20 protein-coding genes, 2 rRNA genes and 1 pseudogene are annotated in these 26,883 nt (G+C 34.7%); 14 read left to right on the top strand and 9 right to left on the bottom strand.

Annotated elements, in window-relative coordinates; genetic code table 11:
• Together OA93_RS22625 and rrf are read left to right on the top strand one after the other, a co-directional pair.
• A 23S ribosomal RNA gene (locus OA93_RS22625) occupies positions 1-1,854 on the top strand; the annotation flags it as partial.
• Between the two features lie 164 nt (positions 1,855-2,018).
• A 5S ribosomal RNA gene (rrf, locus tag OA93_RS22620) occupies positions 2,019-2,128 on the top strand.
• Between the two features lie 540 nt (positions 2,129-2,668).
• On the opposite strand, the gene OA93_RS22615 is transcribed toward rrf, so the two are convergent.
• Positions 2,669-3,364 carry a Crp/Fnr family transcriptional regulator gene (locus OA93_RS22615; protein WP_039116401.1) on the bottom strand — a complete coding sequence of 232 codons (696 nt, stop codon included), beginning with the start codon at positions 3,362-3,364 and terminating at the stop codon, positions 2,669-2,671.
• A 144-nt stretch (positions 3,365-3,508) separates the two neighbouring features.
• Between OA93_RS22615 and icd the strand changes: the two genes are divergently transcribed.
• Together icd and OA93_RS22605 are read left to right on the top strand one after the other, a co-directional pair.
• Positions 3,509-4,756, top strand: coding sequence for an NADP-dependent isocitrate dehydrogenase (gene icd / locus OA93_RS22610; protein ID WP_205625795.1), 1,248 nt, complete (start codon positions 3,509-3,511; stop codon positions 4,754-4,756).
• Positions 4,757-4,760: 4 nt separating this feature from the next.
• Entirely contained in the window at positions 4,761-5,159 is a 399-nt protein-coding gene (locus OA93_RS22605; protein ID WP_039116399.1) for a DUF983 domain-containing protein, read from the top strand.
• A 263-nt stretch (positions 5,160-5,422) separates the two neighbouring features.
• Here OA93_RS22605 and OA93_RS22600 read toward each other — a convergent pair whose 3' ends face one another.
• The 3 genes from OA93_RS22600 to pckA all read right to left on the bottom strand — a co-directional run bounded on the left by OA93_RS22600 (position 5,423) and on the right by pckA (position 8,691).
• Entirely contained in the window at positions 5,423-6,673 is a 1,251-nt protein-coding gene (locus OA93_RS22600; RefSeq protein WP_205625794.1) for an aminotransferase class I/II-fold pyridoxal phosphate-dependent enzyme, read from the bottom strand.
• A 37-nt stretch (positions 6,674-6,710) separates the two neighbouring features.
• Positions 6,711-6,926 (bottom strand): hypothetical protein, encoded by a 216-nt coding sequence (locus OA93_RS22595; protein WP_039116397.1) that lies wholly within the window; start codon positions 6,924-6,926, stop codon positions 6,711-6,713.
• Positions 6,927-7,104: 178 nt separating this feature from the next.
• Positions 7,105-8,691 carry a phosphoenolpyruvate carboxykinase (ATP) gene (gene pckA / locus OA93_RS22590; protein ID WP_039116396.1) on the bottom strand — a complete coding sequence of 529 codons (1,587 nt, stop codon included), beginning with the start codon at positions 8,689-8,691 and terminating at the stop codon, positions 7,105-7,107.
• 369 nt (positions 8,692-9,060) lie between these two features.
• On the opposite strand from pckA, the gene OA93_RS22585 reads away from it, so the two are divergent.
• On the top strand, positions 9,061-9,810 hold the full coding sequence (locus OA93_RS22585; protein WP_039116395.1) for a YoaK family protein: 750 nt from the start codon (positions 9,061-9,063) through the stop codon (positions 9,808-9,810).
• Between the two features lie 339 nt (positions 9,811-10,149).
• Here OA93_RS22585 and OA93_RS22580 read toward each other — a convergent pair whose 3' ends face one another.
• The 3 genes from OA93_RS22580 to OA93_RS22570 form a co-directional block, all read right to left on the bottom strand.
• On the bottom strand, positions 10,150-11,937 hold the full coding sequence (locus OA93_RS22580) for a T9SS type A sorting domain-containing protein (protein ID WP_039116394.1): 1,788 nt from the start codon (positions 11,935-11,937) through the stop codon (positions 10,150-10,152).
• On the bottom strand, positions 11,934-12,221 hold the full coding sequence (locus tag OA93_RS22575) for a hypothetical protein (RefSeq protein ID WP_039116393.1): 288 nt from the start codon (positions 12,219-12,221) through the stop codon (positions 11,934-11,936). The genes OA93_RS22580 and OA93_RS22575 overlap by 4 nt, the downstream gene beginning before the upstream one ends.
• A 121-nt stretch (positions 12,222-12,342) precedes the next feature.
• The gene (locus tag OA93_RS22570) at positions 12,343-13,818 is read right to left on the bottom strand and encodes a hypothetical protein (protein ID WP_039116392.1); all 1,476 of its coding nucleotides are present in this window, start codon (positions 13,816-13,818) and stop codon (positions 12,343-12,345) included.
• Between the two features lie 884 nt (positions 13,819-14,702).
• On the opposite strand from OA93_RS22570, the gene OA93_RS22565 reads away from it, so the two are divergent.
• The 7 genes from OA93_RS22565 to OA93_RS22535 all read left to right on the top strand — a co-directional run bounded on the left by OA93_RS22565 (position 14,703) and on the right by OA93_RS22535 (position 22,844).
• Positions 14,703-16,112: an aspartate ammonia-lyase gene (locus OA93_RS22565; protein ID WP_039116391.1), complete on the top strand. Its 1,410-nt coding sequence runs from the start codon at positions 14,703-14,705 to the stop codon at positions 16,110-16,112.
• Between the two features lie 412 nt (positions 16,113-16,524).
• Positions 16,525-17,865, top strand: coding sequence for an anaerobic C4-dicarboxylate transporter (locus tag OA93_RS22560; protein ID WP_039116390.1), 1,341 nt, complete (start codon positions 16,525-16,527; stop codon positions 17,863-17,865).
• A gap of 7 nt (positions 17,866-17,872) precedes the next feature.
• Positions 17,873-19,057, top strand: a complete 1,185-nt coding sequence (locus OA93_RS22555) for a porin (RefSeq protein WP_082001872.1) — start codon at positions 17,873-17,875, stop codon at positions 19,055-19,057.
• A gap of 128 nt (positions 19,058-19,185) precedes the next feature.
• Complete coding sequence (locus tag OA93_RS22550) at positions 19,186-19,671, top strand: hypothetical protein (protein WP_052250095.1); 486 nt, start codon at positions 19,186-19,188, stop codon at positions 19,669-19,671.
• 338 nt (positions 19,672-20,009) lie between these two features.
• Complete coding sequence (locus OA93_RS22545) at positions 20,010-20,858, top strand: helix-turn-helix transcriptional regulator (protein ID WP_039116389.1); 849 nt, start codon at positions 20,010-20,012, stop codon at positions 20,856-20,858.
• A 316-nt stretch (positions 20,859-21,174) separates the two neighbouring features.
• On the top strand, positions 21,175-22,224 hold the full coding sequence (locus tag OA93_RS22540) for an NAD(P)/FAD-dependent oxidoreductase (RefSeq protein ID WP_346425756.1): 1,050 nt from the start codon (positions 21,175-21,177) through the stop codon (positions 22,222-22,224).
• Positions 22,225-22,250: 26 nt separating this feature from the next.
• Entirely contained in the window at positions 22,251-22,844 is a 594-nt protein-coding gene (locus OA93_RS22535; RefSeq protein WP_039116388.1) for a short chain dehydrogenase, read from the top strand.
• A gap of 915 nt (positions 22,845-23,759) precedes the next feature.
• Here the strand turns inward: OA93_RS22535 and OA93_RS22530 are convergent.
• Entirely contained in the window at positions 23,760-24,125 is a 366-nt protein-coding gene (locus tag OA93_RS22530) for a Fic family protein (RefSeq protein WP_255398723.1), read from the bottom strand.
• Between the two features lie 35 nt (positions 24,126-24,160).
• Here OA93_RS22530 and OA93_RS22525 point away from each other — a divergent pair, with 35 nt between their 5' ends.
• A complete protein-coding gene (locus OA93_RS22525) occupies positions 24,161-24,826 on the top strand; it encodes an IS6 family transposase (RefSeq protein WP_039116387.1) in 666 nt (221 codons plus the stop codon).
• A 75-nt stretch (positions 24,827-24,901) separates the two neighbouring features.
• On the opposite strand, the gene OA93_RS22520 is transcribed toward OA93_RS22525, so the two are convergent.
• Positions 24,902-25,888, bottom strand: a complete 987-nt coding sequence (locus OA93_RS22520; protein WP_039116386.1) for a PDDEXK nuclease domain-containing protein — start codon at positions 25,886-25,888, stop codon at positions 24,902-24,904.
• 275 nt (positions 25,889-26,163) lie between these two features.
• Here OA93_RS22520 and OA93_RS22515 point away from each other — a divergent pair.
• Positions 26,164-26,829 (top strand): annotated as a pseudogene (locus OA93_RS22515) (IS6 family transposase).
• Positions 26,830-26,883: the final 54 nt, after the last annotated feature.

Below are 26,883 nucleotides of genomic sequence, written 5' to 3'. Positions count from 1 at the left end.
AGGTCCCCAAATATATGTTAAGTTGAAAGAACGAGGTTTGTCTGCCCAGACAGCTAGGATGTTGGCTTGGAAGCAGCCATTCATTTAAAGAGTGCGTAACAGCTCACTAGTCGAGCGGACGAGCATGGATAATAATCGGGCATAAACATATTACCGAAGCTATGGATTTTAACGTAAGTTAAAGTGGTAGGGGAGCATTCTAACAGGGTTGAAGGTGCGTCGTAAGGCGTGCTGGACTGGTTAGAAAAGAAAATGTAGGCATAAGTAACGATAATGCGGGCGAGAAACCCGCACACCGAAAGACTAAGGTTTCCACAGCTATGCTAATCAGCTGTGGGTTAGTCGGGACCTAAGGCGAACCCGAAAGGGACAGTCGATGGACCACGGGTTAATATTCCCGTACTACTTATTACTGTGATGGGGTGACGGAGTGATGAAAGCGCCGCGAACTGACGGAATAGTTCGTTGAAGTACCTACCTATAAGCTGCGCAGGCAAATCCACGCGGCTTGGGGAAATACGATAGTACTCGGAGACTTCGGTCAAAGAGATAGTGCGCCTAAGGGCTTCCAAGAAAAACCTCTAAACTTCAGGTAATAAGTACCCGTACCGCAAACCGACACAGGTAGTCGAGGAGAGAATCCTAAGGTGCTCGAGAGATTCATGGCTAAGGAATTAGGCAAAATAGACCTGTAACTTCGGGAGAAAGGTCGCCAGCAGCAATGCTGGCCGCAGTGAAGAGGTCCAGGCGACTGTTTATCAAAAACACAGGGCTCTGCAAAATCGTAAGATGAAGTATAGGGCCTGACACCTGCCCGGTGCTGGAAGGTTAAGAGGAGATGTTATCTTCGGAGAAGCATTGAATTGAAGCCCCAGTAAACGGCGGCCGTAACTATAACGGTCCTAAGGTAGCGAAATTCCTTGTCGGGTAAGTTCCGACCTGCACGAATGGTGTAACGATCTGGACACTGTCTCAGCCATGAGCTCGGTGAAATTGTAGTAGCGGTGAAGATGCCGCTTACCCGCAGTGGGACGAAAAGACCCTGTGCACCTTTACTATAGCTTAGTATTGACCTTGGATAAATGATGTGTAGGATAGGTTGGAGACTGTGAAGTGGCGTCGCTAGGCGTTGTGGAGTCATTGTTGAAATACAACCCTTTGTTTATCTGAGGCCTAACCCCGTTATGCGGGGGACATTGCTTGGTGGGTAGTTTGACTGGGGTGGTCGCCTCCAAAAGAGTAACGGAGGCTTCTAAAGGTTCCCTCAGTACGCTTGGTAACCGTGCGTAGAGTGCAATGGCATAAGGGAGCTTGACTGAGAGACATACAGGTCGATCAGGTACGAAAGTAGAGCATAGTGATCCGGTGGTTCCGCATGGAAGGGCCATCGCTCAAAGGATAAAAGGTACGCCGGGGATAACAGGCTGATCTCCCCCAAGAGCTCATATCGACGGGGGGGTTTGGCACCTCGATGTCGGCTCGTCACATCCTGGGGCTGGAGAAGGTCCCAAGGGTTGGGCTGTTCGCCCATTAAAGTGGCACGCGAGCTGGGTTCAGAACGTCGTGAGACAGTTCGGTCTCTATCTACTGTGGGCGCAAGAAATTTGAGTGGATCTGATTCTAGTACGAGAGGACCGAATTGGACAAACCTCTAGTGTATCTGTTGTTCCGCCAGGAGCACCGCAGAGTAGCTACGTTTGGAAGGGATAAGCGCTGAAAGCATATAAGCGCGAAACCCACCACAAGATGAGATTTCTTTTAAGGATCGTGGGAGATGACCACGTTGATAGGCTATAGATGTAAAGGCAGTAATGTCATAGTCGAGTAGTACTAATAATCCGTAAGCTTATGTACGCTTTTCCAGCCCCCTAACCCCCGAAGGGGGAACAAAGGGGCTGGGAGAAACTTTCTAAAAAATACTTTTTTCTTTATCTCAGTGTGTTAAGATATTATTTTTAATTATGAATTATCAATTGTTAATTATTAATTAAAAAAGTTACCTCAAGTAACAACGACCTTAAGGTGGTTATTGCGGCGGGGCTCACCTCTTCCCATCCCGAACAGAGTAGTTAAGCCCGCCTGCGCAGATGGTACTGCAGTTATGTGGGAGAGTATGTCGTCGCCTTTCTTTAGAATCCTCATCAAGTAATTGATGAGGATTTTTTTTTGGCTTAACTTTTTTGGGATTTTGTGAAAAAGTTGTTTCGCAAAGTTTCGCAAAAGAAAACACAAAGGTTCGCAAAGTTTAATCAATAGCTTTGCGAACCTTTGTGTTTTTTCTCTTTCATTACTCTGCGGTTAAAACCTGAAGTATTGTTTACGCTAAAAGAGCTTAGTGTCTAGCACCTTCGCAATAAACTATCTTAAGCTTTTTATAAATAAAAATCTTTGCGAGACTCTGTGTAAACTTTGTGAAGCTTCGCGGTATAATTTCAGCATGTTTATGGAGATATTTTAGTGTTGTAGGATATATATCTTAAGTTTGGTTTTAAGAATTTTTAATAGAAATTTGGACTGTATTTTACCAAGAACTTGTTCTTAATTCTTTAACAGTATATAAGTGATTGGTTTGGGGATAATTTATCAGTTTGCAATGTACGTTGAAGTGTAATATGAAAAATGATGACCATTATAATTTTGAATAAAAAAGTTTTAATGGTTATCTGAATTACTCAATTTTCACTTGTAGTAATTGTTCTAATTGCTCTCTGTCTTTTATATAGATATTTCTTTTATCTATAATAATAGCGCCCTGTTCTTTAAATTGTTTAAGGCTTCTACCCAGACTTTCTTGTGACGTCCCAATAAGATTGGCTAAGTCATCACGTGTTAAATCAATACCTTTGACAGTTAGTGAATTTCGATTGAATCTATTTTCCAACAATAGTAAAAATAGTGCCAATCGCGCATTTTGATTCTTTTGTGCCAATACTGTAATGATGTTTGCCAGAACCCCAAATTCATGACTAATATTTTTAATGACTTTTTGCTGTAAAGCAGGGATTTCTTGGAGTAGTTTCAAAAAATCATCCTTAGCTATAAAATTCACTTTTAAATCTTCGAGTGCCTCACAGGAGTCTTGATATCTTTCTTGCCCAAGTAGGGCGTGATATCCCAGTACATCATCTGATGTATAAATATAAAATATTTGTTCGTCACCGGTAAAACCGCGCTTAAATTTTTTGGACTTACCATTTTTTATTTGATAAATACCAGTAGGAATACCACCTTCGTAAAAAAGCATACTTCCTTTTTTTATGTTAAGGGGTTCCATAACACTTTCAACTGCTTGCTTTTCTGATTCAGTCAGGTTTTCAAAAAGCTGGTTACTTTGGAAATCAAATTTGGCAAAGAAATCTTTCATAAAACAAATATAACATTAATTAATAAAATATATAACATTTGTTATATATTTGTACAGCTATTTGATTTCTTCTTCATAAGAAGCTAGAGAGAAAATAGTGAGGGTTAAATAACGGAAATAAAGTTGAATCAACGAAAGTCTGCATTGAATTTAAAAAAATATAAAATGATAAATGAGAATAAAATAAGTATTCAAAACGGAAGGCTCATTGTTCCTTCTCACCCTATAATTCCTTTTATTGAGGGAGATGGCATAGGACCGGATATTTGGAAAGCATCAAAATTAGTTTTTGATGCAGCGATACAGAGAGCTTATGGTGGTAAGAGAAAGATTCAGTGGAAAGAAGTTTATGCAGGGGAAAAAGCTTTTGAAAAAACAGGAAATTGGTTACCTGATGCAACAATTGAGGATATTAAGGAGTTTTTGGTGGCCATAAAAGGACCGCTAACAACACCAGTTGGTGGAGGCATGCGATCTCTTAATGTTGCGTTACGACAAAAACTTGACTTATATGCGTGTGTGAGACCTGTAAAATGGTATGCTGGTGTTCCTTCCCCAGTAAAAGCACCTGAAAAAGTAGATATGATCATTTTTAGAGAAAATACAGAAGATATTTACGCAGGTATTGAATGGATGGCTGGTACGCCAGAATTAGAGAAGGTTAAAGATTTTTTGATTAACGAAATGGCAGTTAAGGTTATTCGATTTCCAAACACAGTTTCAATAGGAATAAAACCAGTTTCAAAAGAAGGATCTGAACGACTTATTAGAGCTGCTCTTAAATACGCTGTAGAAAATAAAAAAAAATCAGTAACAATAGTACACAAAGGAAATATCATGAAATTTACTGAAGGTAAATTTAAAGAGTGGGGATATCAATTAGCAAAAGATGAATTTGGAGCCAAAGATTATGAAGGAGGACCTTGGCAAGTTATTGAAAAATATGGTAATAAAGTTATTGTAAAAGATGTAATAGCCGATGCTTTTTTGCAACAAATCATATTAAGACCCGAACAATATGATATTATTGCCACACTAAACCTTAATGGAGATTATATTTCGGATGCTTTGGCAGCAATAGTAGGCGGGATTGGAATTGCCCCAGGAGCAAACATTAATTACACAACTGGGGTTTCGATATTTGAAGCTACACATGGAACTGCTCCTAAATATAAAGATCTGGACAAAGTAAATCCTTCTTCTGAAATTCTTTCTGGAGTAATGATGTTGGAATATCTTGGTTGGCAGGAAGCGGCAGATCTCATACTTAAAGGTATTAAAGGAGCTATAAATAAAAAAACAGTTACTTATGATTTTGAGCGTTTGATGCAAGGTGCTACCTTACTTAAGTGTTCGGAATTTGGTCAAGCTGTTGTGGATAATATGGAGTAAGTCGATGGACACAAGAATAAAACTATATAATATCTTTAAACTAAAGTGTCCCAGATGCTATAAAGGGAATTTATTTACCAATCGAGGGCTTTTCGTATTTAATAAAATTCTTGACATGCCACAAAACTGTTTGCACTGCAATCAGGATTTTAAAATTGAGCCAGGCTTTTACTCTGCTGCTTTGTGGATTAGTTATCCAATAGTATTGATTGTTTTTATACCTCTATTATTCCTGGGATTGTATTTAAACGAGAACTATGAAATTTCATTTAAAATATTACTACCAGTTTTGGTGATTTTATGCTTTTTATTGCAAATCCCAATAATGCGAATATCCAGAGCTATTTTAATTCATTTAACTATTAATTATGTTCAGGGAGGTAAAAGAGGTGGTACTATTTAAGTATCAAATTAAAAATGAGGTATTTTCTGGGATGTACTAATTAAAAATAACAAAATATCATGCTTCGCAAATATTTAGAAGTTAAACTAAAAATAAAACGGAGGACTTTATGGTTATCTTTAAAGTTTCTCCGTTTTTTAAATAGATAGTTAGAATTCTTACCTAGTTAAATAGATTATTTTAATCTATATTTTTAAAGTACTCTCTCAATAGAGAATACTACCCTTTTAGGGCTAATGATTTATTTATGAGTGATTTAATGTTTAAACTGTTGCTTCTTCCAAGAGTTTGTATTGTCCTGTATTGAGGTTAGTTCTAATCTCTTTAAATACCGTTATAGTTCTTTCAACATCCTCCAGAGTATGTATCGCAGTTGGTATCAATCGTAAAATAATCATTCCTTTAGGTACAACTGGATATACTACCATAGAGCAGAATATTTGATGATTTTCTCGTAAGTCTCTAACCAAAGCAGTGGCTTCACCTATTGTTCCGTTAAGGTAGACAGGTGTAACGGGGGAATTGGTACTTCCTATATCAAAACCTGAATTAGTTAGGCCACTTTGTAAACTATTTGTTATTTTCCAAAGTTTTTCTCTAAGTTCTGGTTTAGTTCGCATTAACTCCAATCGTTTTAAAGCGCCAAAAACCATTGGCATTGGTAGTGCTTTGGCAAATATTTGGGAGCGCATATTGTATTTTAAGAATAGTATTGCCTCTTTGGTACTGGCCACAAAAGCACCAATTCCTGCAAATGATTTAGCAAATGTGCCAAAATAAAAATCAATGCCATCTTGAACGCCTTGTTCTTCGCCAGTTCCTGCGCCAGTATTTCCCATACAGCCAATACCATGGGCATCATCTACCAGTAGCGAAAAATTATATTTTTTCTTAAGTGCTACAATTTCTTTTAATTTACCCTGATCGCCACGCATACCAAAAACACCTTCAGTAATTACTAAGATTGCTCCTTTAGTTTCTTTCACTATCTTTTTGGCACGTTCGAGCTGTTTTTCACAGTCTTCAATGTTATTGTGTTTAAAAACAAAACGTTTTCCCTGGTGTAATCTCATCCCGTCAATAATACAGGCATGCGCCTCTGCGTCGTAAACGATAACATCTTTTCGGTCCACCAAACTATCAATGATAGAAAGCATCCCCTGATATCCATAATTCAATAAAAAAGCATCTTCTTTTTGAACATAATCTGCAATTTTTTCTTCAAACTCTTCATGTAGCCTGGTATTTCCGCTCATCATGCGCGCTCCCATAGGATAAGCAAGGCCGTAGCGGCGAGTACCTTCATTATCGGCATCTCTAACTTCTGGGTGATTTGCCAGTCCCAGATAATTATTCAAACTCCAAACTAATTTCTTCTTGCCATTAAAAAGCATTGTATTACTAATATCTCCTTCGAGTTTTGGGTAAGCATAATATCCATGTGCATAATATGCATGATCGCCTAACGGACCTAGACGTGTATTTATTTTATCCATTATATTCATATGTTTCATATTGAGATGTTATGTTTTCTGTACTTTTTAGGCCCATTTATAGGCTTTTTTTAAATTCATTTATAGTCTGAATTTCAGAATCATTTCTAAAAATTGTTTTGTCTTCAAGAAATCTAATAAAGTACAATCTGTATAATTCATTAGAGAGAATATTTTCAGTGGTAACTTTCCTTAACCCAATTATCTTTAATTTCAGAACTCCTTTTAGCAGCAATGCTTCTTTATTTTTTTGCATGGTAAGTTTATCTTTCACGATGGTTAAATTTTTTTACCCAAAAGTTAAGTATTCCCCTAAGGCAGTATATTGTAAGTTGAAACTTTCTGGAATTTCATCCCATAAGCTATAGTAAGTAACAAGTCTCATACCTAAGGGAATTTTCTCGAGGAGGGTTCTCCCATAATTAGGATATTAGGAAATACAAACTTTTATACTATATAATAGTTGGACCACCACCAATTATCTCTTGGTTAGCAAAGGATTCAAAGGTTTTAAAGTTCTCTACAAATTGTGCAGCAAGACTTTGAGCCTTTTTATCGTATGCGGATTTATCATTCCAAGTATTCTTAGGATTTAATATTTCCGATGGTACACCTTCGCATTGCGCAGGCATTTGTAATCCAAATACAGAATGTTGTATATAGTCTACTTTATTAAGTTTATCTTCAAGAACAGCTGTTATCATAGCTCTGGTGTAGGAAAGTTTAATTCGTTCTCCAACGCCATAAGCACCACCTGACCATCCTGTGTTGATGAGCCAAACGTTAACATTATTTTCTTTGAGTTTTTTTCCCAATAGTTCAGCATATTTAGTTGGATGTAGGGGTAAAAAAGGTTTTCCAAAACAAGCCGAAAACGTAGTTTGTGGTTCTGTAATTCCGGCTTCGGTTCCTGCTACCTTAGCGGTGTATCCTGAAATAAAATGGTACATAGCTTGCCCGATAGTTAGTTTTGAAATAGGAGGTAGTACTCCAAAAGCATCACAAGTAAGAAAGAAAATATTTTTTGGGACACTACCAATAGATGGATTTATGGCGTTATCAATAAAATGGATTGGATAGGCTGCCCTGGTATTTTCAGTTACTGAAATATTATCATAATCAACTATATTAGTTCCTTCAAAGAATCGAACATTCTCAAGTAAAGTCCCGAAACGCACTGCTGAAAAAATTTGAGGTTCTTTTTCTTTACTTAGATTCACACATTTAGCATAACAGCCTCCTTCAAAATTAAAAACACTATCATTATCCCATCCATGTTCGTCGTCACCGATTAATTTTCTTAAAGGATCTGCAGATAGGGTTGTTTTACCAGTACCTGATAAACCAAAAAATACAGAAGTATCACCATCTTTGCCAATATTAGCAGAGCAATGCATTGATAGTATGTCTTTTTCGTGAGGAAGAATATAATTTAGAACCGTAAAAATTCCTTTTTTAATTTCACCTGTATACGCACTACCCCCAATAAGTATTATTTTTTTGGTAAAGTTTATAATTGTAAAATTATGTTGTCGGGTTTTATCAATTTTAGGTTCTGCTTTAAATTCGGGTGCAACAAGTATCAACCATTCGTGTTGGAAAGTTTCGAGTTCTTTTTCTATAGGTCTTAAAAAAAGATTGTTAACAAAGAGGCTTTGCCAAGGATTATCGGTAATCACTCTTACATTTAATTGGTATTCTTTTTTTGCACATGCATAAACGTCTTTAATATAAATAGCTCTATTAGAAAGATGAACAGTAACACGATCGTATAGTTTATCAAAATCCTCTGGCAAGAACGGATGATTTACTTCTCCCCACCAAACAGAATCTTTGGTTTTTTCGTCTCTTACAATATATTTATCTTTGGGAGAGCGACCGGTAAATTCGCCTGTATCACAGGCTAATGCACCTGAACTAGTTATAATTCCTTGTTTTTTCTTTACTGTATGTGTTACTAATTTAAGTTCAGGCAAATTCCAGAAGATTTCTTTATTTGATTTGATACCAATATTCTTTAGCTGTTCTGTATTTTTCATAATTTATTATTGCAAGAAAGGTTAATTGCTCATGCAAAAATACGTTGGCTAAGAGGAGATTTAAATGACTAAGAATATGATGGAATTTGATTTAAATCAATAACGGAAAGTGAAGAGGAAAAATAGTGTAGCTTTGGAATTGATTATGATTTCTAAATTTATCTTCAATAATCAATATCTTTTAAATGAACTTCCTAAGGAGGATAAGGAAATGCTCGAAAGAGTTAGTTGAAATAGCCAATTTTTAATTTTTAAATTTAAAATAAAGCTTCCCCAAACGGTAAAACACTAAAGTGCTAATTACAAAAAACTCAATTCTAGATAAGCATTGATTTCTAAAATTTGATTATCTGAACTTAAATCATTATCATGTTCAAACATCAGGGCTCTAAAAGGAATCTAAGACATAATATTAAAATTGCTTCTCTATTATCGTTTGTAGCTGGGCTAGTAAACGTAGCAGGTTTTTTGGCCGTTCAAAAGTTAACTACAAACGTAACGGGCCATTTTGCTTTTTTTGTAGACGAAGTCTTTAAGCTTAATTTCAAACAAGGATTTATTTATTTTTTATATATATTCTTTTTTTTTATGGGGTCTTTTTTTTCCAGCTTAGTTGTAGAATATCTTTTACGAAAAAACGAAAAATACAGTTACATAGTTCCAACAGCAATTGAAAGTATTATTTTATTTTGTGTTGCTATTTTTGGGAAGTATTTAATTAGTGGAAGTCCTGATTTTATAGCCTATACTTTACTTTTCGCAATGGGTTTACAGAATTCACTGGTAACAAAAATTTCTAATGCAACAGTACGGACAACCCATTTAACAGGGCTTTTTACTGATCTTGGAATTGAATTATCCCAATTATTTTTTTACAAGGAATCAAGTTTTAGAGAAAAGTTATTTATTTCCATAAAATTGCGTGGCACTATTATCAGCTTCTTTTTTGTTGGTGGGATTGTTGGTGGGGTTTTTTATTCTGATATTGAATTACATGTCTTGTTTATCGGAGTAGCAGCTTTGTTAGTAGGACTGATATATGACAGGGTCAGGTTTAATCTGGTGTTATTGAAGAGAAAGTATAGGCGAGTAGTGAATATTTCATCAGATAATATGTAAAAACCTGCTTGGAGGATCTTATCGCATCTAAGAATTGTATTTAGACTCAAAAGGTTATTTTTATCGATGTTATTATTCTTTAAGCAACATATTTTAAGTTAAGGTTTATTTTAAGCCATTGAGATGTCGATGAGATAATAAAAATATGTGGAGTTCAAATTGACCTTGTAAAGATTTAACTTTAAGTATATAAAATTGTATTAGTACTCCAGAAATTAACAAGCCAGTCTTTATTTTGTTCCTATTTTGAAGTACAAAATAGGAACAAAATAATATAAGATGACTAGAAACAAATTAGAGGAAATTATATAATAGGTACATTAATAAATATATTTTTCTTTATTTTCCGGAATTAGAAATAATAACTTTTTGTGTAGTTTTTAAAGTGTCTACAGTCAATAATTCAACTATGTATATCCCAGAACTTAACCCACTAGTCGAAAAATAATAATGTTGGTTGTTTCCGAGTATTTCCTTTGACAAAATTATTCTTCCTAACATATCATATACTATTACCGACTTAATGTCAACTTGGGTTGTATTGGAAATCATTAACTTCTGGTCTGTATTATTTTGATTAATGGTAAATGTTGGCTTTGTTAAATCTTTTGTATTTAATTTTTTTTCGTCTATAAAAGTAATTTTAAACCTGTCGCTATATATTCCTTTCGGAACTGTTACTTCGTACACACTATTTTTTATATCATGATAAGAATCATCCAAGGCGTCATGGATATAAATTGACTGAGAGAGATCAAAGTTTATTACCTCAGCAACATAGAATTTTATAGTAGTATTATTTGTAGCTTTTACTGTTAAAGGTATTTTTTTAGTTTCTTCAAAATTGACTCCTTGAATTACATAATTCTTATCTTCCAGTAAAAAACTGACATCATTGGGAAGTGATGCATCCATATTTAGTGCATCAATTCCATAATCAACCCCATCTGTTGCTTCGGGTAAGAAAGCCAATGCCAGCTGTCTGGTAAATTGATTATTAAGTATTGCATTTAACTTAAAATAGGAGGTATTAGGTATAGACTCACTAATTTTTGAAGCTTTATTTTTAGCAGGACGCTCAAATTGAGTCAACGGATTCCCTTCTTTATAATACGCTCTATGTGAATTTTTTAAAGTAACTGTTCCTGTTATTCTACCATTTAAAATAAATCCTTGACCAATGGGTGAATATTTTCGTGCAATTACCAATACTGAAGAGGTACCTGTTGTATTTAAAGAACCATCATCATTATACGAATTAAAAGTAGCTGGTACATACACTCCATTACTCCCCAAACTTATGGGTGAGTAACTCCCGTATCCTGCTCTGTAATCGGCAATGAAATGAGAATTTACAGCTTTGTTTTGTTCCCAAAAGTATGCAATTCCTGTTCCAGCAGTATTGTCAGTGTCCAAAAGAAAAGCATTAAGATGTAAAGCTGATGGATATGGATTTCCTGACAAAGTTGCATTATTAAGCCCTAAACTTACCGTAATATTACCATCATTTGGTCTGCCTCTAAAATCATATCGTTGTGCACCAATTCCTCCAGGATTGTTCTGAATACCATTGCTTTCGGTATCTAAATTATCGGTTCCGCCAGTACCTTTCATTGTAAATCCTTCCCCCGAAGCAATAGTACTGGCACCGCCGATGTAAATCCATTGAGAATAACTATTAGCATTAATTAATTTATAAATCCATCGTGCCGCTATCGAAAGCGGATTCGAAATTCCATCCTTAGTAGCTAGTGGAAATACTATAGCTACTTCAGCTGTCGTAGCCGATAAAGGTCTATTTAGCATTGTAATGCCAAAATTTCCATTTCCTGTAGCAGCAGTACTCCCAATAGGAGAACACCAATAATTATAATCAAAATTATCCGAAGTTCCTTCTTGATATACAGATACTATTCCTGTTCCACTATTTAGAGATGTACTAGTCGTTCCCTGAACTAATTGCGAACGGTTCCTTAAGTAGAGAATAGAATTTGACTGCAAATTAATATCCTGCTTAACATAAAGCAATTCATTCTTTACATACATAGCTGTATTAGTTCCGAAATAAATTTGGGAAAAGGAGTTTAAGGAAAACAATAAGATTACTAGTAGTATTATTTTTTTCATAATCTTGTTTTTGTGTTATTTATACAAACTTTCTCAACAACTTTTTCCTGTTTATCTTCTAGAATTAATAATGGTATTTGGGATGGTATTGGTATCTTTTTTTTCTTTCTAATAACATAAATAGCCAATAAAAGCCCCGAAATCATTAACAATGGTATACCATTATCTATAGGTAATTCTGGCTGCGGATCACCAGGTGCTGGAGGTGCTTGCGCAGAAACAACGGCATGTACTAAAAGTAATGTAGCAATTATAAAGAGTAATCTAATATTTATAGGTTCCATAAGCTTTATTTATTTTATGAACAGTTATATGTTCATCTTGGGATTAAATGCACCAACACATTCAGAAATTACATAAAGTAAATCCTGAGCTGCAAAATGGTTTTGATAAAAAAAACTTATATTATTTTATGGTCATGTTAAATGAACGAGGCGTTACTGTTTGATTTCCTGTATTAACGCGTTTGATCCATAATTCTAAAGAATCGCCTGTATTCAGAAATACTGATCCTTGGATTGGGAATGACTGGATATATCCTGCATTTGTATCAATAAAAGTCTCAGAAGAGATTTGGGGGTCAGTTCCTCCTGCAGCGGGTATTCTAACAAAATAAAATACATATTCTGTATTTGTAGTACCTGTCGTACTATCAAAAGACAAAGCACAATTTATCTGGAATATCCTGCCTTTTTTGCCTGTATAAGCAATATTATTATTTGTAGTAGCAGTTGTTCTATAAAGATTAGTACTTAATCCAGCAGTAATATTTAGTTTAACACCTACATTCTGTGTCCCTATTAAAGTTGGCGCCTGGGTTGTACCAGCACGATTTAGATATACTGATCCTGTTGCTCCTGAATCACCTTCGGTAGGGATTCCGGTACACTTTACTGACCAATTATTATTAAAATTAAATCCTGTATAAGGTGCAGGACTATATCCGTTTACATATTTCCCAGTGGTTAGTGCACCTGTAAACACTACTGTTTCTACTACTGCATCACCTTGAATTACAGGATTAGTCGAAACATCGAATCCTATGCTGGTTCCAATGACTTCACTAAAACCTCCTTGTTTGGCTACTAGCCCAAAAGTGCCTTGTAATTTTTCATAAGTTCCCACATTGTTACCAAACCATCCCGCATTACTAAGCAACAACTTACTAATGTCCTGATACACTATTCCTGCTCCATTACCGATATATTGAACAATACTAACAAAAACAAAGGCAAAATTTTGAAGTTTACCAACAATTGCAGAGCTTGTAACAATACAGTCTCTAATAATAATACTCTGTGTTAAAGTACCTGAACCAGTAATATTAAAAACATTTCCTCCAGTAGCTGTTAATGTCAGCACTCTTATAGACCCACCAGTGGTACCCGAAAAAAGATCTCCAGAAGCTTTAACAAGTTTATCTTCTGTAGAATCTTGTCCAATTATATAACAACCATTAAGTTCAATAGGTAAATCAACATTGATAGCGCCATTAATTTCATAAAGAGTAGTGGAATCCATAAGGTATTTTGTACCTCCACCAGCAGTTTTTTCAGTAGCCAAAACCGTAGCTAATACATCCGTTGATTTTATTAACTTGTATTTTAACCTTCCTTGTTTGTCCCCACTTAACTGAATCCAGACTAAGGTAGGCGTATCATAATAATAAAAATTTCCAACTGTTGTGTCAAAAACTAATAAACCATTGGCTGGAGATGCAATTGCAATTCTTTGAGTCGAAGTCATTCGTGGGGTAATCAGTCCCTGAGTAGTAGATTCGATATGTAGTATCGAAGAAGCATGAGGAGTAACTGTTCCAATTCCAATTTGAGCACTTGTCAGTTGCGTGACAAAAAATAAAAACAAGTAGATTTTTTTCATAAGTAGGTTTAGTTTAAAATATAGACTTGGGGTCTTTAGTAAACGTAACCTTTAATTAAGGAATTACTATAATTAAATAATAATATTTGAAAATTATATGTTATTTATTGCTTTTTATTAGAAATAATTTAATAAAATAAACAAAAACCTCCATAAATTTATTTGTTAGTTTCAACAGTGGGAATCACAGCTGGCAACTATTTGAACTTCAGAAAATTGAATATAAAATGGTCTTTCTTAGTTATAAATAGAATCGAAATAAATAAAAATTAATTGTAGTGTATATCTTAGGAAAATTTCAGATGATTTTTTTATAATGAATGAGTCCTAAATAATTACATGGTTTATGTGTTTTTATTAGGTTGCCATTTTAATCTGTTTTAATAAAACAGATGTGACCGAACCCTTATCTTAAATACCTATAATCTAAAGGTTTTTTTGCATTGCTAAAGTACTACAGTATTTTCAGGTTTTCTGAATCCGCATTTGAGACCTGTAAAATAAATTATAACAAAAATCTTACGCTCACTCAGTATTATTTTGGCAAACATCTACTTCTTGCAATTGTAATGTTGAGTTGTTTCAGGCATCTCAGGTTATGCCAAAAATGGTATAAACCCAATGACAGTAACTACAATTACAAAAGCAAACAGGTTACTAATATGTCCAAATAAAATTTGCAGCTAATTTTTTTAAAAATAACTGAACCGTTATGATAATTATCATCCTTTTACCATCATAGCAAGCGCACATTTACATCAGAATAATGATTACTCCTCAGTAAATATGCTTGCAAGCTTTGCAGAATTTAGTAATAATCCTTTCAATAAAGTATTTAGAAATACTTATAACAATTTATTAAATAATTAGAAATTAATTTTATTATGAAAACTACAAGAAAAGAGCATGATTTTTTAGGTGAATTAGAAATCCCGAATCATTTATATTACGGTATACAGACTTTTAGAGCCGTAGAAAATTTTAATATTACAGGTATCTCAATTTCAAAAGAGCCTTTGTTTATTAAAGCCTTAGGATATGTAAAAAAAGCTGCTGCATTAGCAAATAAAGATTGTGGTGTTTTAGATGCAAAAATTACCGAAGCTATTTGTTATGGAAGTGACCAGCTTATTGCAGGTAAATTTGATCAGGAGTTTGTTAGTGATTTGATTCAGGGTGGTGCTGGAACGTCAGTAAACATGAATGCAAATGAAGTAATCGCAAATATTGGGCTGGAATATTTAGGTCATAAAAAAGGAGAATATAATTTCCTGCATCCTAACAATCATGTAAACTGTTCTCAGTCTACGAATGATGCATATCCGTCAGCATTTAGAATTGCACTTTATCTAAAAATGGAACGCTTTATTGCTATTTTAAGCAGTTTAGAAGTTGCTTTTTCTGAAAAAGGAGTAGAGTTTAAAAGGGTATTAAAAATGGGACGTACACAATTACAAGATGCAGTTCCTATGACTTTGGGGCAAGAGTTTCATGCCTATGCAACTACAATTGGAGAAGATATTAAGAGATTAAAAGAGGCACAAAGTTTATTGTTAGAAATTAATATGGGAGCTACTGCTATTGGAACTAAAGTAAATGCTCCAGAAGGTTATCCTGAGATTTGTGTGGATTATTTAGTGAAAGAAGTAGGTATTCCCCTAACATTGTCTCCAGATTTAATTGAAGCAACAGTTGATACAGGTGCATATGTTCAAATTATGGGCACTCTAAAAAGAACTGCGGTTAAAATCACTAAAATCTGTAACGATTTACGTTTGTTAAGTTCAGGTCCAAGAACAGGATTTAATGAAATTAATTTGCCAGCATGTCAACCAGGATCTTCAATTATGCCAGGAAAAGTAAATCCTGTAATTCCAGAAGTAGTAAATCAGACTTGTTTTTATGTTGTTGGTCAAGATTTAACAGTGACGTTGGCAGCATCAGCAGGTCAGTTACAATTAAATGTTATGGAACCAGTAATTGCTTTTGCGATGTTTACTTCATTAGATTATTTGGGTAATGCAATTGAAACCTTAGTTGATAAATGTATTGTTGGAATTACAGCTAATACGGATCATTGTTTTAATATGGTTATGAATAGTATTGGAATTGTTACACAACTGAATCCAATTCTTGGATATGAAGTATGCGCTGGTATAGCTGGAGAAGCACTTAAAACAAACAAAAGTATACATCAAATTGTAGTAATAGAACGTAAGGAAATTACTCAAGACAAATGGGATGAGATTTATTCATTAGAAAATTTGATAAACCCAAAATTCATAAATTCATAAATAGTTATGAATGTTCAGACTCCAGCCATCTTATCGTTAAGGTAGTAGCAAACGAAAATGATAGAAGAATAGTTTGTAATGGTTTGATAGTCTGTTGTATTAATGCTTCTGTAAGTAATTCACTTGGAACACATCCAGAAAAGATATTGTTGTATAAAACTCAAATACAACAGATTCAAGTGGTTTACTTTACTTAATGAAGATAACACTACCCTTTTTTTATTGTTGGGGATAATCTTAATCCTCAAATGATAGCGTTTTATTACTATTTCCTTTTTTGAAAATAGCTGATAGAACAAAGATTCAAAAATATTTTTAGAAATAGTATTCAATTATAATTGGAAGGAGTCCTGCTTTTAGGTACCTCCTGGTATAATTGTGGACTAAATCAAATCAATTTAAAACAATTATTATGTTCTGGATAGAATTTTCAATCCTTTTAATCGCGATTCTTATCGGATCACGAATGAAAGGTATAGGTCTCGGTGTAATGGGGATTTTCGGATTAGTGATTTTCGTATTAGGATTTCATATGAAACCAACGGAGCCGCCTATGGATGTTATGTTAATTATTATTGCTATTGTAACCACAGCAGCAACCCTTCAAGCGTCAGGAGGACTAGATTACTTGGTAAGTTTAGCCGAAAAAGTAATTCGAAATAATCCTTCAAATGTTACTTTTATTGCTCCTTTTGCAACTTATTTTTTGTGCTTATTTGCTGGAACTTCCCACATAGTGTATTCTATATTACCCATCATTTCTGAAGTTGCTACAAAGAAAAGAATACGCCCAGAGCGCCCTCTTAGTATATCGGTAATTGCATCACATTTAGCTTTAACAGGAAGTCCTATTAGTGCATGTACAGCAGCTCTTGTAGTATTGTTAGGTTACCCGGGAGCTCTTTTTGATGTCATGATGATTGCTATTCCTGCGGGCCTTATTGGGACATTAGTTGCTTGTTTTGTGATTAGAAAAAAGGGACTAGAATTAAATCAGGATCCAATATTTATTGAGAAAATGAAAGATTCAGAGTTTGCCAAAAGTATTGATTCTAATATAGAAGGCAATGAAACAAAAGTAAGAACCGGAGCTAAAACTGCGGTTATGATCTTTAGTGTTGCAATTTTACTAATTGTAATTGCTGGAGCCTTTCCAGGTTTATTGCCCAATTTTGGACCAGGAACAAAAAATTTAGTTCTAAAAGACGATGGAACAGTTTCAATGGTAGCGGTTATTTGTTTAATCACTTTATCTGCCTCTGCTGCGATGATGTTAATTACAAAAACGAGCGCAGTTGCTGTTACGCAAGTTAGTTTATTCAGTTCTATGGCTTCGGCAGTTATATCTGTTTTTGGAGTAGTCTGGATGGCTTCTACTTTTATGGAAAATAATTCGGTTGTCATCAAAGAGTCTTTAGGTAGTGTTGTTACTGCTTATCCTTGGACATTTGCTATAGCCTTATTTCTTTTAGGAATCATAATGTTTAGTCAGGCAGCAGCTGTTAAGACGATGATACCATTGGGTATTGCTTTGGGGCTTTCCCCTTTAGTTCTGATAGCTTCCTTTCCTACAGTAAATAGTTTCTTCGTATTACCGGGTTATCCGACATTATTAGCAGCTATCAGTTTTGACAGAACCGGAAGTACAAAAATCGGTAAATATGTTATCAATCATAGTTTTAATCTACCTGGTATTGTTGCTACTGTTGTTGCGGTTGCGGTTGGTTTTTTGATCGGTTCAATTATTTTATAAAAGAATTATGAAAACTATAAGTAATATAAAAAGGGGGTTGTTTTGTTTTATTGTTTTATTGATCCCAATTAGTATTCTTGCGCAAGAACAAAGCGAGAACCTTGAGATGTATCAGTCTATAATTCCTACGTCCAAGCAATCTTTATTAAGAGATATAGATGTTATTTTTAATACTCGTTTTGGATTTAATTCTGAATTTAAAAATGGGGATTATTCAAAATCAGTGTTTTCAGTTAGTCAATTCAGACTCGAAATAAAAGGAAAGATTCATGAAAAAGTGAGTTTTAGATTTCGTGACAGATACACCAGAACGCCTAAAATAGGTAGTCAGGATAACATAAACAGAACGACAGATATTGCCGCTTTATTTATTGATTTTACACCTAGAACCAAATTTTCTATGGGAAAACTATTGGCTGATTTGGGAGGGTATGAATTTGATATGAATGCAATTTATATTTTAGAGTATAATGATATTTTGGAAAACTCAGATCACAATTTAACAGGAGCGGGTATATCCCATAAGTTAAGAGATGGCAAGAACACATTAAAGTTTCAAATATTAGATTCAAGAACAAACATTTTAAAAGAACAATACGATAATAATATACCAGATGGGACAGTAGAATCGAAAACGGCTTTGGCATTTGTAAGTAATTGGCAAGGAAGCTTTTTTGGAGGAAAATTTGAAACGTCTTATAGCTATGGTTTTTTTAATGAAGCCAAAAATACAAGCATGAATTATATTGCACTTGGGAATAAGTTTAAAAGCAATAAATTATTGTTGTATTACGATTTTAAGTATAGTGCAGAAGATTTAGACCGTAGAGGTATTGTTCAAAAATTAGTTAAAGGAGATGATGCATCAAAAGATGTGGTATATGTCGAAAATTGGTTAAGAGCAGAGTATAGAGTTAAACCCAAAGTAAATTTAGTATTAACCCTTATGACCCACAATTCGTATTGGAACGGCAATCCTGATGTTAATGCATCCAACAAATTGTTTATTAGCTATGGTCTGATTCCGACTGTTGAATACTATCCTTTTAAAGATTTAAATCTGAAATTTTATTTAGGCTATATAGCCAGAAGATATGATTACTCCACTTATGCTGAAAAAACGTATGGTTTGAAAGACGCAAATACAGGAAGATTAAGCTTTGGAATTATTGCCCCAATACTGGTTTTATAACCACATTTAGATTTTTCTAAGCAACCACTCAATTTGGGTGGTTTTTATCTATCCTGTATCAAACAGATTTATAATATCGATATTCCCTGTGATTTTTTTACATCACATATCCTAATACTAAATAAAAAATGAATTCAACTACCACTATAATTGATACAGAAAATGAAATAAATGTAGAAAAAACACTTAGTTTTTTGCATCGTGACCACGTACAGTCATTAGAGTTATGTTCGATAATTCGTATGGGGATTAGACGAAAAATTGATCCAAAAAGAATTAAAAATTATGCAGATTGGTATTATATCAATCAATTAGTACCACATTTTCAAATAGAAAAAGAGCATATTTTTCCCAATTTAGGAACGGAAAACGTATTTGTGCACAAGGTTTTAATACAGCACCGCAGATTAGCAAAACATTTTATTAAAAAAAATGAAGTCGAAAAATCATTAAGTAGAATTGAAGATGACCTTGAAACATTAATACGCTTTGAAGAGAAAAATATATTTAATGCAATTAGAAATAATTTTCCGTCCTATCAAATTTTATTAAATGAAGAAGTGCTTTCTCATGAATTTAATAATAAAGAATGGGATGACATATTCTGGCAATGATGAATTAGTGAGTTACGAAGTTCATTTTCTAAACTAATAGATGTTAAGAGAGAAAAAGATGATTAATATCAGACAACGATACTTAAAATAGAGCCAGAAGCGAGCAAGATTATTCATATCTACGTCGGTATTTATCACCACCTTAAATGTTGAAAAAGCCATCAAGCAAAGGGAAAGTAGCAATAGAAATAATAATTTTCAGAGATACTATCAATTAAATTGTTGTTACGCTTATATTAACCCTTATGATTTTCAGTAAATTGTATAGCTTTGTAAAGTATTAAAGAACGATATATGGTTTTTATGTGGCTGTATAAAGTGTTTAAACTAATAAAGTGATGGAAGTCATTCCGGTACGATCTATTAAGGGTGCTACAAAAGAACCCCATTTATTGGGCAACTTCGCTATACGCACTATTGAATCATTATCAGAAGGGAAAGATATGGTTGAAAGCCTGCACAGGCATGACTTTTTCTATGTGTTGGTAATCAAGAACGGCGCAGGAAGTCATGAAATTGACTTTATCCCGTATCAGGTGACGAATAATTCCATATTCTTTATGAAGCCAGGCCAAGTGCACCGGCTGACATTGAAGGCGGGCAGTACAGGATATCTTCTTCAATTAAAAAATGGATTTTCCATCTCACAAGAGCTGCTGCGAAAACTGAGTCATAAAAGTATATGCACACTTGCTGATGGCAATGAGAATAGGCTAATTGTACTTCTCGACGATATAGTAAGGGAGTTTTTGGAAGAGCGCGAAGGATATCGGGAAGTGATAAAAGCTAGCCTTAGTGTCTTTTTTATTGAACTATTAAGGCTCCGCTACAATAACGAAAGTAAGGCGATTGCTGCCAGACAGTATCCTCAGGAAAAACTAGATGAATTTTTTGAAATGCTCGACACAGGCATCGCACAATTCAAACAAGTTACCCATTATGCGGATATGCTTAACCTTTCGACCTATCAGCTTGGCGCTATTACCAGATCATTGCTCAATAAGACCCCTTCAGATATAATCAGCGAGCATATCATCCTTGAGGCAAAGCGACAGCTCTTGGCCACTTCAGATCAGGTAAACCAGATCGCCTATTACCTTGGCTATGATGATCCCTCTTATTTTATCAGATTCTTTAAAAAGCACACAGGCCACTCGCCGGAGTCTTTCAGGATTATTTCAAAATAAGTCCTATTCAATCCCGTTTTTGTCCTATCCTTAGGGCTAAAGTCCTCTATAACTTTGTGGATATATAATAATCCCATAAGTACTCTATATGAAGACAAAAATGAAACTTATCGCATCCTTTAAGATCTGGCTTGCGATCTATCCCTCCATCACTTTGTTCCTGTTTCTTTTCGGGGAGACACTCTCCGGGCTGCCACTCTATGTGAGAACCTTAATCCTTACACTAGCACTTGTACCGTGGATTGTCTTTGCGGGTGTTCCGTTGGTCGATCTTTTGATAGGTCGCTGGATTTCTTCACACGATAAAAAATAAAGCATGATGCCCGAAGATAATTCTGGACTATCCCGGCGCAAATTCATTGCACAGGTCAGTTTGGCTTTAGCAACACTGGCTGTACCAATTCAAGGCTTAGGCTTTATAAAACGACCTATTATGAAAGATAAAACACTATATGATGCCATCATTGTCGGTGGTAGCTATTCTGGCCTTGCCGCCGCGATGGCTCTTGGGCGCGCACTGAAACAAGTTCTTATTATCGATAATGGGAAGCCCTGCAATGCGCAGACGCCACACTCGCACAACTTTCTTACCCAAGATGGAAATACCCCAGCAGGCATTGCAGCGGTGGCACGTTCACAGGTAGAACGATATGAGAATGTGAAATTTTATAACGGGCTTGCAACAACAGGGAAAAAGACTGATGATGGATTTGAAATATGCCTTGCCACAGATGAGGTATTTAGGGCAGGGAAATTAATCTTCGCCACAGGAATAAGGGATCTCATGCCTGCAATTGAAGGTTTTGCTGAGTGCTGGGGTATTTCTGTGATACATTGCCCATACTGCCATGGTTATGAAGTAAGGGGTTTGAGAACCGGTATTTTAGCCAATGGTGAACAGGCGTTTGATGTTGCAAGGCTTATTTCCAATTGGACCAAAGACCTTACCGTTTTTACAAACGGAAAAACAAGCCTAACCGATGAGCAGTCCCTTGCGTTGCAGGAGCATCAGATTACTATAATCGAAAAAGAAATTCAAAAACTAGAACATAATAACGGGTATATCAATACCATTTTTTTTAAAGATGGTACCAAATTTACTTTATCGGCTTTATATGCTCCAAGACCCTTTGAACTTCAAAGCAGGATACCGGAAACTTTGGACTGTGAGCTTACAGAAAAGGGCTATATTAAGACCAACGCTTTACAGGAAACTTCTGTGCCTGGTATTTACGCCTGTGGGGATAACAGCACCCACATGCGTACGGTTGCCAATGCAGTAGCAATGGGCACTGCAGCTGGCATGTCTGTCAGTAAAAAAATAATCCTCGATCAGTTCCAGTATACTGCTTCAATGAAATACTAAGAATATTCACTTTTAAAATTTAAACAATGAAAATCATTTTAGTCGGTGCTACAGGCACTATGGGTACATATCTTGCCGCTGCCCTTGAAAAAGATCATGAAATCATTAGGGTAGCCTCTAAAGACAGTGATATTGATACGGATATCACTTCGGCAGCATCAATAGAAAAGATGTTTCTTATGGCAGGTCCTTTTGATGCACTCATCTCTACAGCAGGTCCTACCTTTGTGGGGCCTTGGAAAAAACTGAATAACGAGACTTTTCGCCTGGGAGTGGAAGGGAAAATGATGGGACAGATCAACCTGGTGCTCATCGGCCAGAAGTACATCAACCCAAAGGGATCATTTACTCTTATAACCGGCGCTTTGACGCATGAGCCCCAAATGAACTTCGCTAATGCATCGGCAGCCAATGGAGCTGTGGAAGGTTTCGTACGCGGGGCAGCCATTGAATTGGAAAATGGTATCAGAATCAACGCGGTAAGCCCCACTGTTATTGAGAACTCTCCTCAATATTTCCAGTACTTCCCCGGAGAGATTCCTACCACTATGAAACAGCTTGAATATGCATTCCGAAAAAGTCTGTTTGGCCATGTTACAGGTAAGGTTATACAACCATAACCTTCAGTATCGTTTAAAGCAACTTTTGTTATGTTGCTTTAAACTGTTTTAGCGGAGTTGATGGGACTACAATCGAAAACCTTATTCCCATTTTAACATTGTCTTGATAGTTTGAAATTATGCCTGGATATGCTAAATTTCTCATTTAAAAAAGTAAATCTTTTCACGGTTAAAAGGGAAAACTTCGAAATTTTATACACGATTTCTTTTGAACAAGAAGTTGTAAAGAGCTTTTTTGCTTCCTCAAGAGTCAGAAAGTTGCGTTGAGACTGAAAGGCTTCGAAATGGATAATAGAAGAGTTTCAAATGGGGTACAAATTTACGCAAAATAAAACATAACAACTAAAAGAAAGGAAAAATAAAAACGAGTTAAAATGTTGGTAATCAATATTTTAACTCGTTTGTTTGTTGTTGTTTTGCGTTATTTTGTCGATCTATTTTCCGATGCAGAAATTAGCAACCAGTATTTACTGGGTTTGAAAGATATCGAGGTACAATAGAGGTACAAAATCTGAACAAAATATAACGAAACAAAAACAAACAAATCTTATTTTTTAGTTGTTATGTAGAATTTTGTTTAACCGTAATAACATCTTTTTTTAAGAACACATTAGACCAATGGTTGAAACAAATGTATAAAATATATTCGATTAATATGAGACGTTTTTGTATTTTAAAGGGGAGGGGAGAACAGGATTCGAACTTAACGGTCTAAACCCATGCATATACTGCATTTTCAATTATTTATAAAGTACTGTGGCACGATTTTGCCACGAAAATTAAAATATCATTTTTTTACGATTTTAAGATACTCTTTTGTGGTTTAACTTGTTTAGAATGACTACTATATTTCGTTTTGTCAAGTCAAAATTAAATATTTTTTCAAGATAAATCGAAATATTTTGATTTTATATTTTATTTGTATTCGATCTCGAAATAATCGAGGATAGATTTGTAATTATCTTGAGCCGTAAGACAGGTATCCATCAAATATTCCTTTACATTATTCCATTCCTGAAGTCCTCTATAGTAAAAAAGTTTAAGCTGTTCATCAATGATAAATGGAACAATATTGTTTGCGAGACATTCTTTGAAAATAATTAACCGACCCACGCGACCGTTTCCATCTTGAAAGGGATGTATGATTTCGAATTTATAATGAAAATCGACGATGTCTTCAATAGTTTTATTTTTAATAGTATGGTAAGTAGAGAGAAGTTCTTTCATTTTTTGAGCAACTTGTTTAGGGGGACAAGTCTCGGTTCTGTCGCATCTGGGAATAACTTTTATCTTTAGAATTTTAAACCGATCAAAAGATGAATACTAAAGGGCATTGTTATCCAAAATACGTAATTCTTCAGGCAGTATATTTCAAACTAAGATTTACACTTAGTTACCGGGATGTTGAAGAAATAATGAAGATTAGAGGAGTCATTGTGGATCATGCCACGATTCAGCGTTGGGTTTATACGTTTTCACCTTTGCTTGAGGTAGAGATGAAGAAGAGAAGAGGTAAAGTAGGTACAAGTTGGAGGTTGGATGAGACCTATATCAAAGTTAAAGTTATTTGGTGTTATTTATATAGAGCAGTAGATAAACTAGGCAATACAGTAGATTTTCTTTTGACCAGAAGAAGACAAAGAATGAGCGCTCAGTCATTTCTAATTAAAGCCGTTAGTAATAACTGCCGCCCAAGAGTAATAAACATTGATAAAAGCGGTTCAAATACTGCAGCGATCAAAGTTTATAATAAGCTTTCGTTCTCAAAGATTAAAATTCGACAGTGTAAATATCTCAACAATATTGTAGAACAGGACCATCGATTTATAAAATGGAGGATACAAAATGGGTTAGGCTTTAAAAGCTTTGAATCGGCCAGGCGAACATTGAGTGGAATTGAAGTTGTGCATATGCTTAGAAAGAATCAGATGGTCAAACCAGGGATATCTATGTTTAAATCATTCTGCAAATTGGCGGGCTAACTTTTAAATTACTTGAATTTTTATATTTGATTCTGACAGATGCGACAGAACCAGTAATATTTCGAGAGAGTAGATTTATTCAATTTCTAAATTGCTGTTGAATAATTCATGGATTTTTTGCTGAAGTAATTTTTTATCGGGTAGATGCATTTTATATTCAGCAACCATAGTTGGAGATAGACTTCTACTTAAAGCATATTCTACAACCTCACTATCTTTGTCTTTGCAAAGCAGAATTCCTATACTTGCATTTTCATTTTCTTTTTTTACATCCCTGTCAAGGGCTTCTAGATAAAAGTTGATCTGGCCTAAATGTTCAGGCTTAAACTTATCGGCTTTAAGTTCAAAAGCAATAAGACACTGCAAGGCTCGGTGATAAAATAATAAATCAATATAAAAGTCACTGTTCCCTACTTGAACTTTGTACTCCTCACCCACAAACAGAAAATCTCTGCCAAGCTCAAGAATGAAATTTTTCATCTGCTTGATCAACCCTTTCTGTAGATCGCTTTCGCTATGAGGTTCAGAAAGATTTAGAAAATCAAAAATATAACTGTCTTTTAGTGTATTAATTATTTCAGGGTGTATTTCTCTCAACGCTGTTGAGAGTTTTGTATTTCCCAGTATAGTGCGTTCAAAAAGACTTGACGAAATTTGTCGTTCGAGTTCTCTGAAACTATAATTTTCTTGTTTGGAGATTTTGAGATAGAACTCTTTTTCTTCGATAGTTTTGCATCTGGAGAAAATAGCCAGATTATGGGACCAGCTAATTTCTCTCAACAGTGTTGAGAGATTTGGATGATCCTTATATTGCTGATAAAATTGTTTCATACGCCAAAGATTTTTATTTGAAAATCCTTTTAATGAGGGTTCGTTTAGGAGCAGATAATTTGCTAATTCATCCACAACAGCATTGCCCCATTGTTGAGTTTCAACTCTCTGATCTATATATTTCCCTATGTTCCAATACAACTCTATTAATTCTGTATTAACCGCTTTAACCGCCTTCAATCTTGACTGTTTGATGAGATTTAAGATATCGATGAATTGATTTTGAAGCATAACTTTAAATTTAAGGTGACTACTCAAAAAAGAGTTCTGTTAGGATAAGATGAAAGGAAGTTCAATTAAAAGCAAATATATATAATTTAAGGATATTAAATTTTATTAATGATAATGTGCAAGTGCTGCTTGCACAAATTACTTGGTATTGTCATAATCAATTAATCTCCAGGTATATGATCTCGCAAAACGATTGTTTTATATATCTGAAGCGATTATAGTTCTGTCGCATCTATGATTAAGTTTTATCTTTGGTTTTTCAAAACTAATAAAAAATGAATACCAAAGGTCATTGTTATCCAAAATACGTAATTCTGCAGGCAGTGTATTTTAAATTAAGATTTACACTTAGCTATCGTGACGTTGAAGAAATAATGAAAATTAGGGGTGTGATTGTTGATTATGCTACGATCCAACGCTGGGTTTATAAGTTTATGCCTTTCATTGAGGCAGAGATGAAGAATAGAAAAGCCAGAGTGGGGAAGAGTTGGAGAATGGATGAGACGTATATTAAAGTAAAAGGAATTTGGTGTTATTTATATAAGGCAGTAGGTAAATGAGGCAATACGGTTGACTTCCTTCTGACCAGAAAAAGACAAAGAATGAGCGCTCAGTCTTTTCTAATTAAAGCAATTATTAATAACTACCGGCCAAGAGTAATAAATATTGATAAAAGCGGTTCTAATACTGCAGCAATTAAAGTTTATAACAGGCGTTCTTTCTCAAAGATTAAAATCCGACAGTGTAAATACCTCAATAATATTATTGAACAAGATCATCGTTTTATCAAGTAGCGAATACGAAATGGATTAGGCTTTAAAAGCTTTGAATCGGCAAGACGAACATTGGGCGGAATTGAAGTTGTGCATATGTTGAGAAAGAATCAGATGGTTAGTCCAGGGATAACTATGTTTAAATCATTCTGTAAATTAGCAGGCTAACTTTTAAATTACTTAAATTCTTATATTTGTTTCTGACAGATGCGACAGAACCCA

The organism is Flavobacterium sp. KMS, assembly GCF_000813005.1.
Taxonomy (GTDB): domain Bacteria; phylum Bacteroidota; class Bacteroidia; order Flavobacteriales; family Flavobacteriaceae; genus Flavobacterium.
The sequence above is the reverse complement of the archived record's forward strand: the minus strand, read 5'-3'. Positions and strand labels throughout refer to the sequence as shown.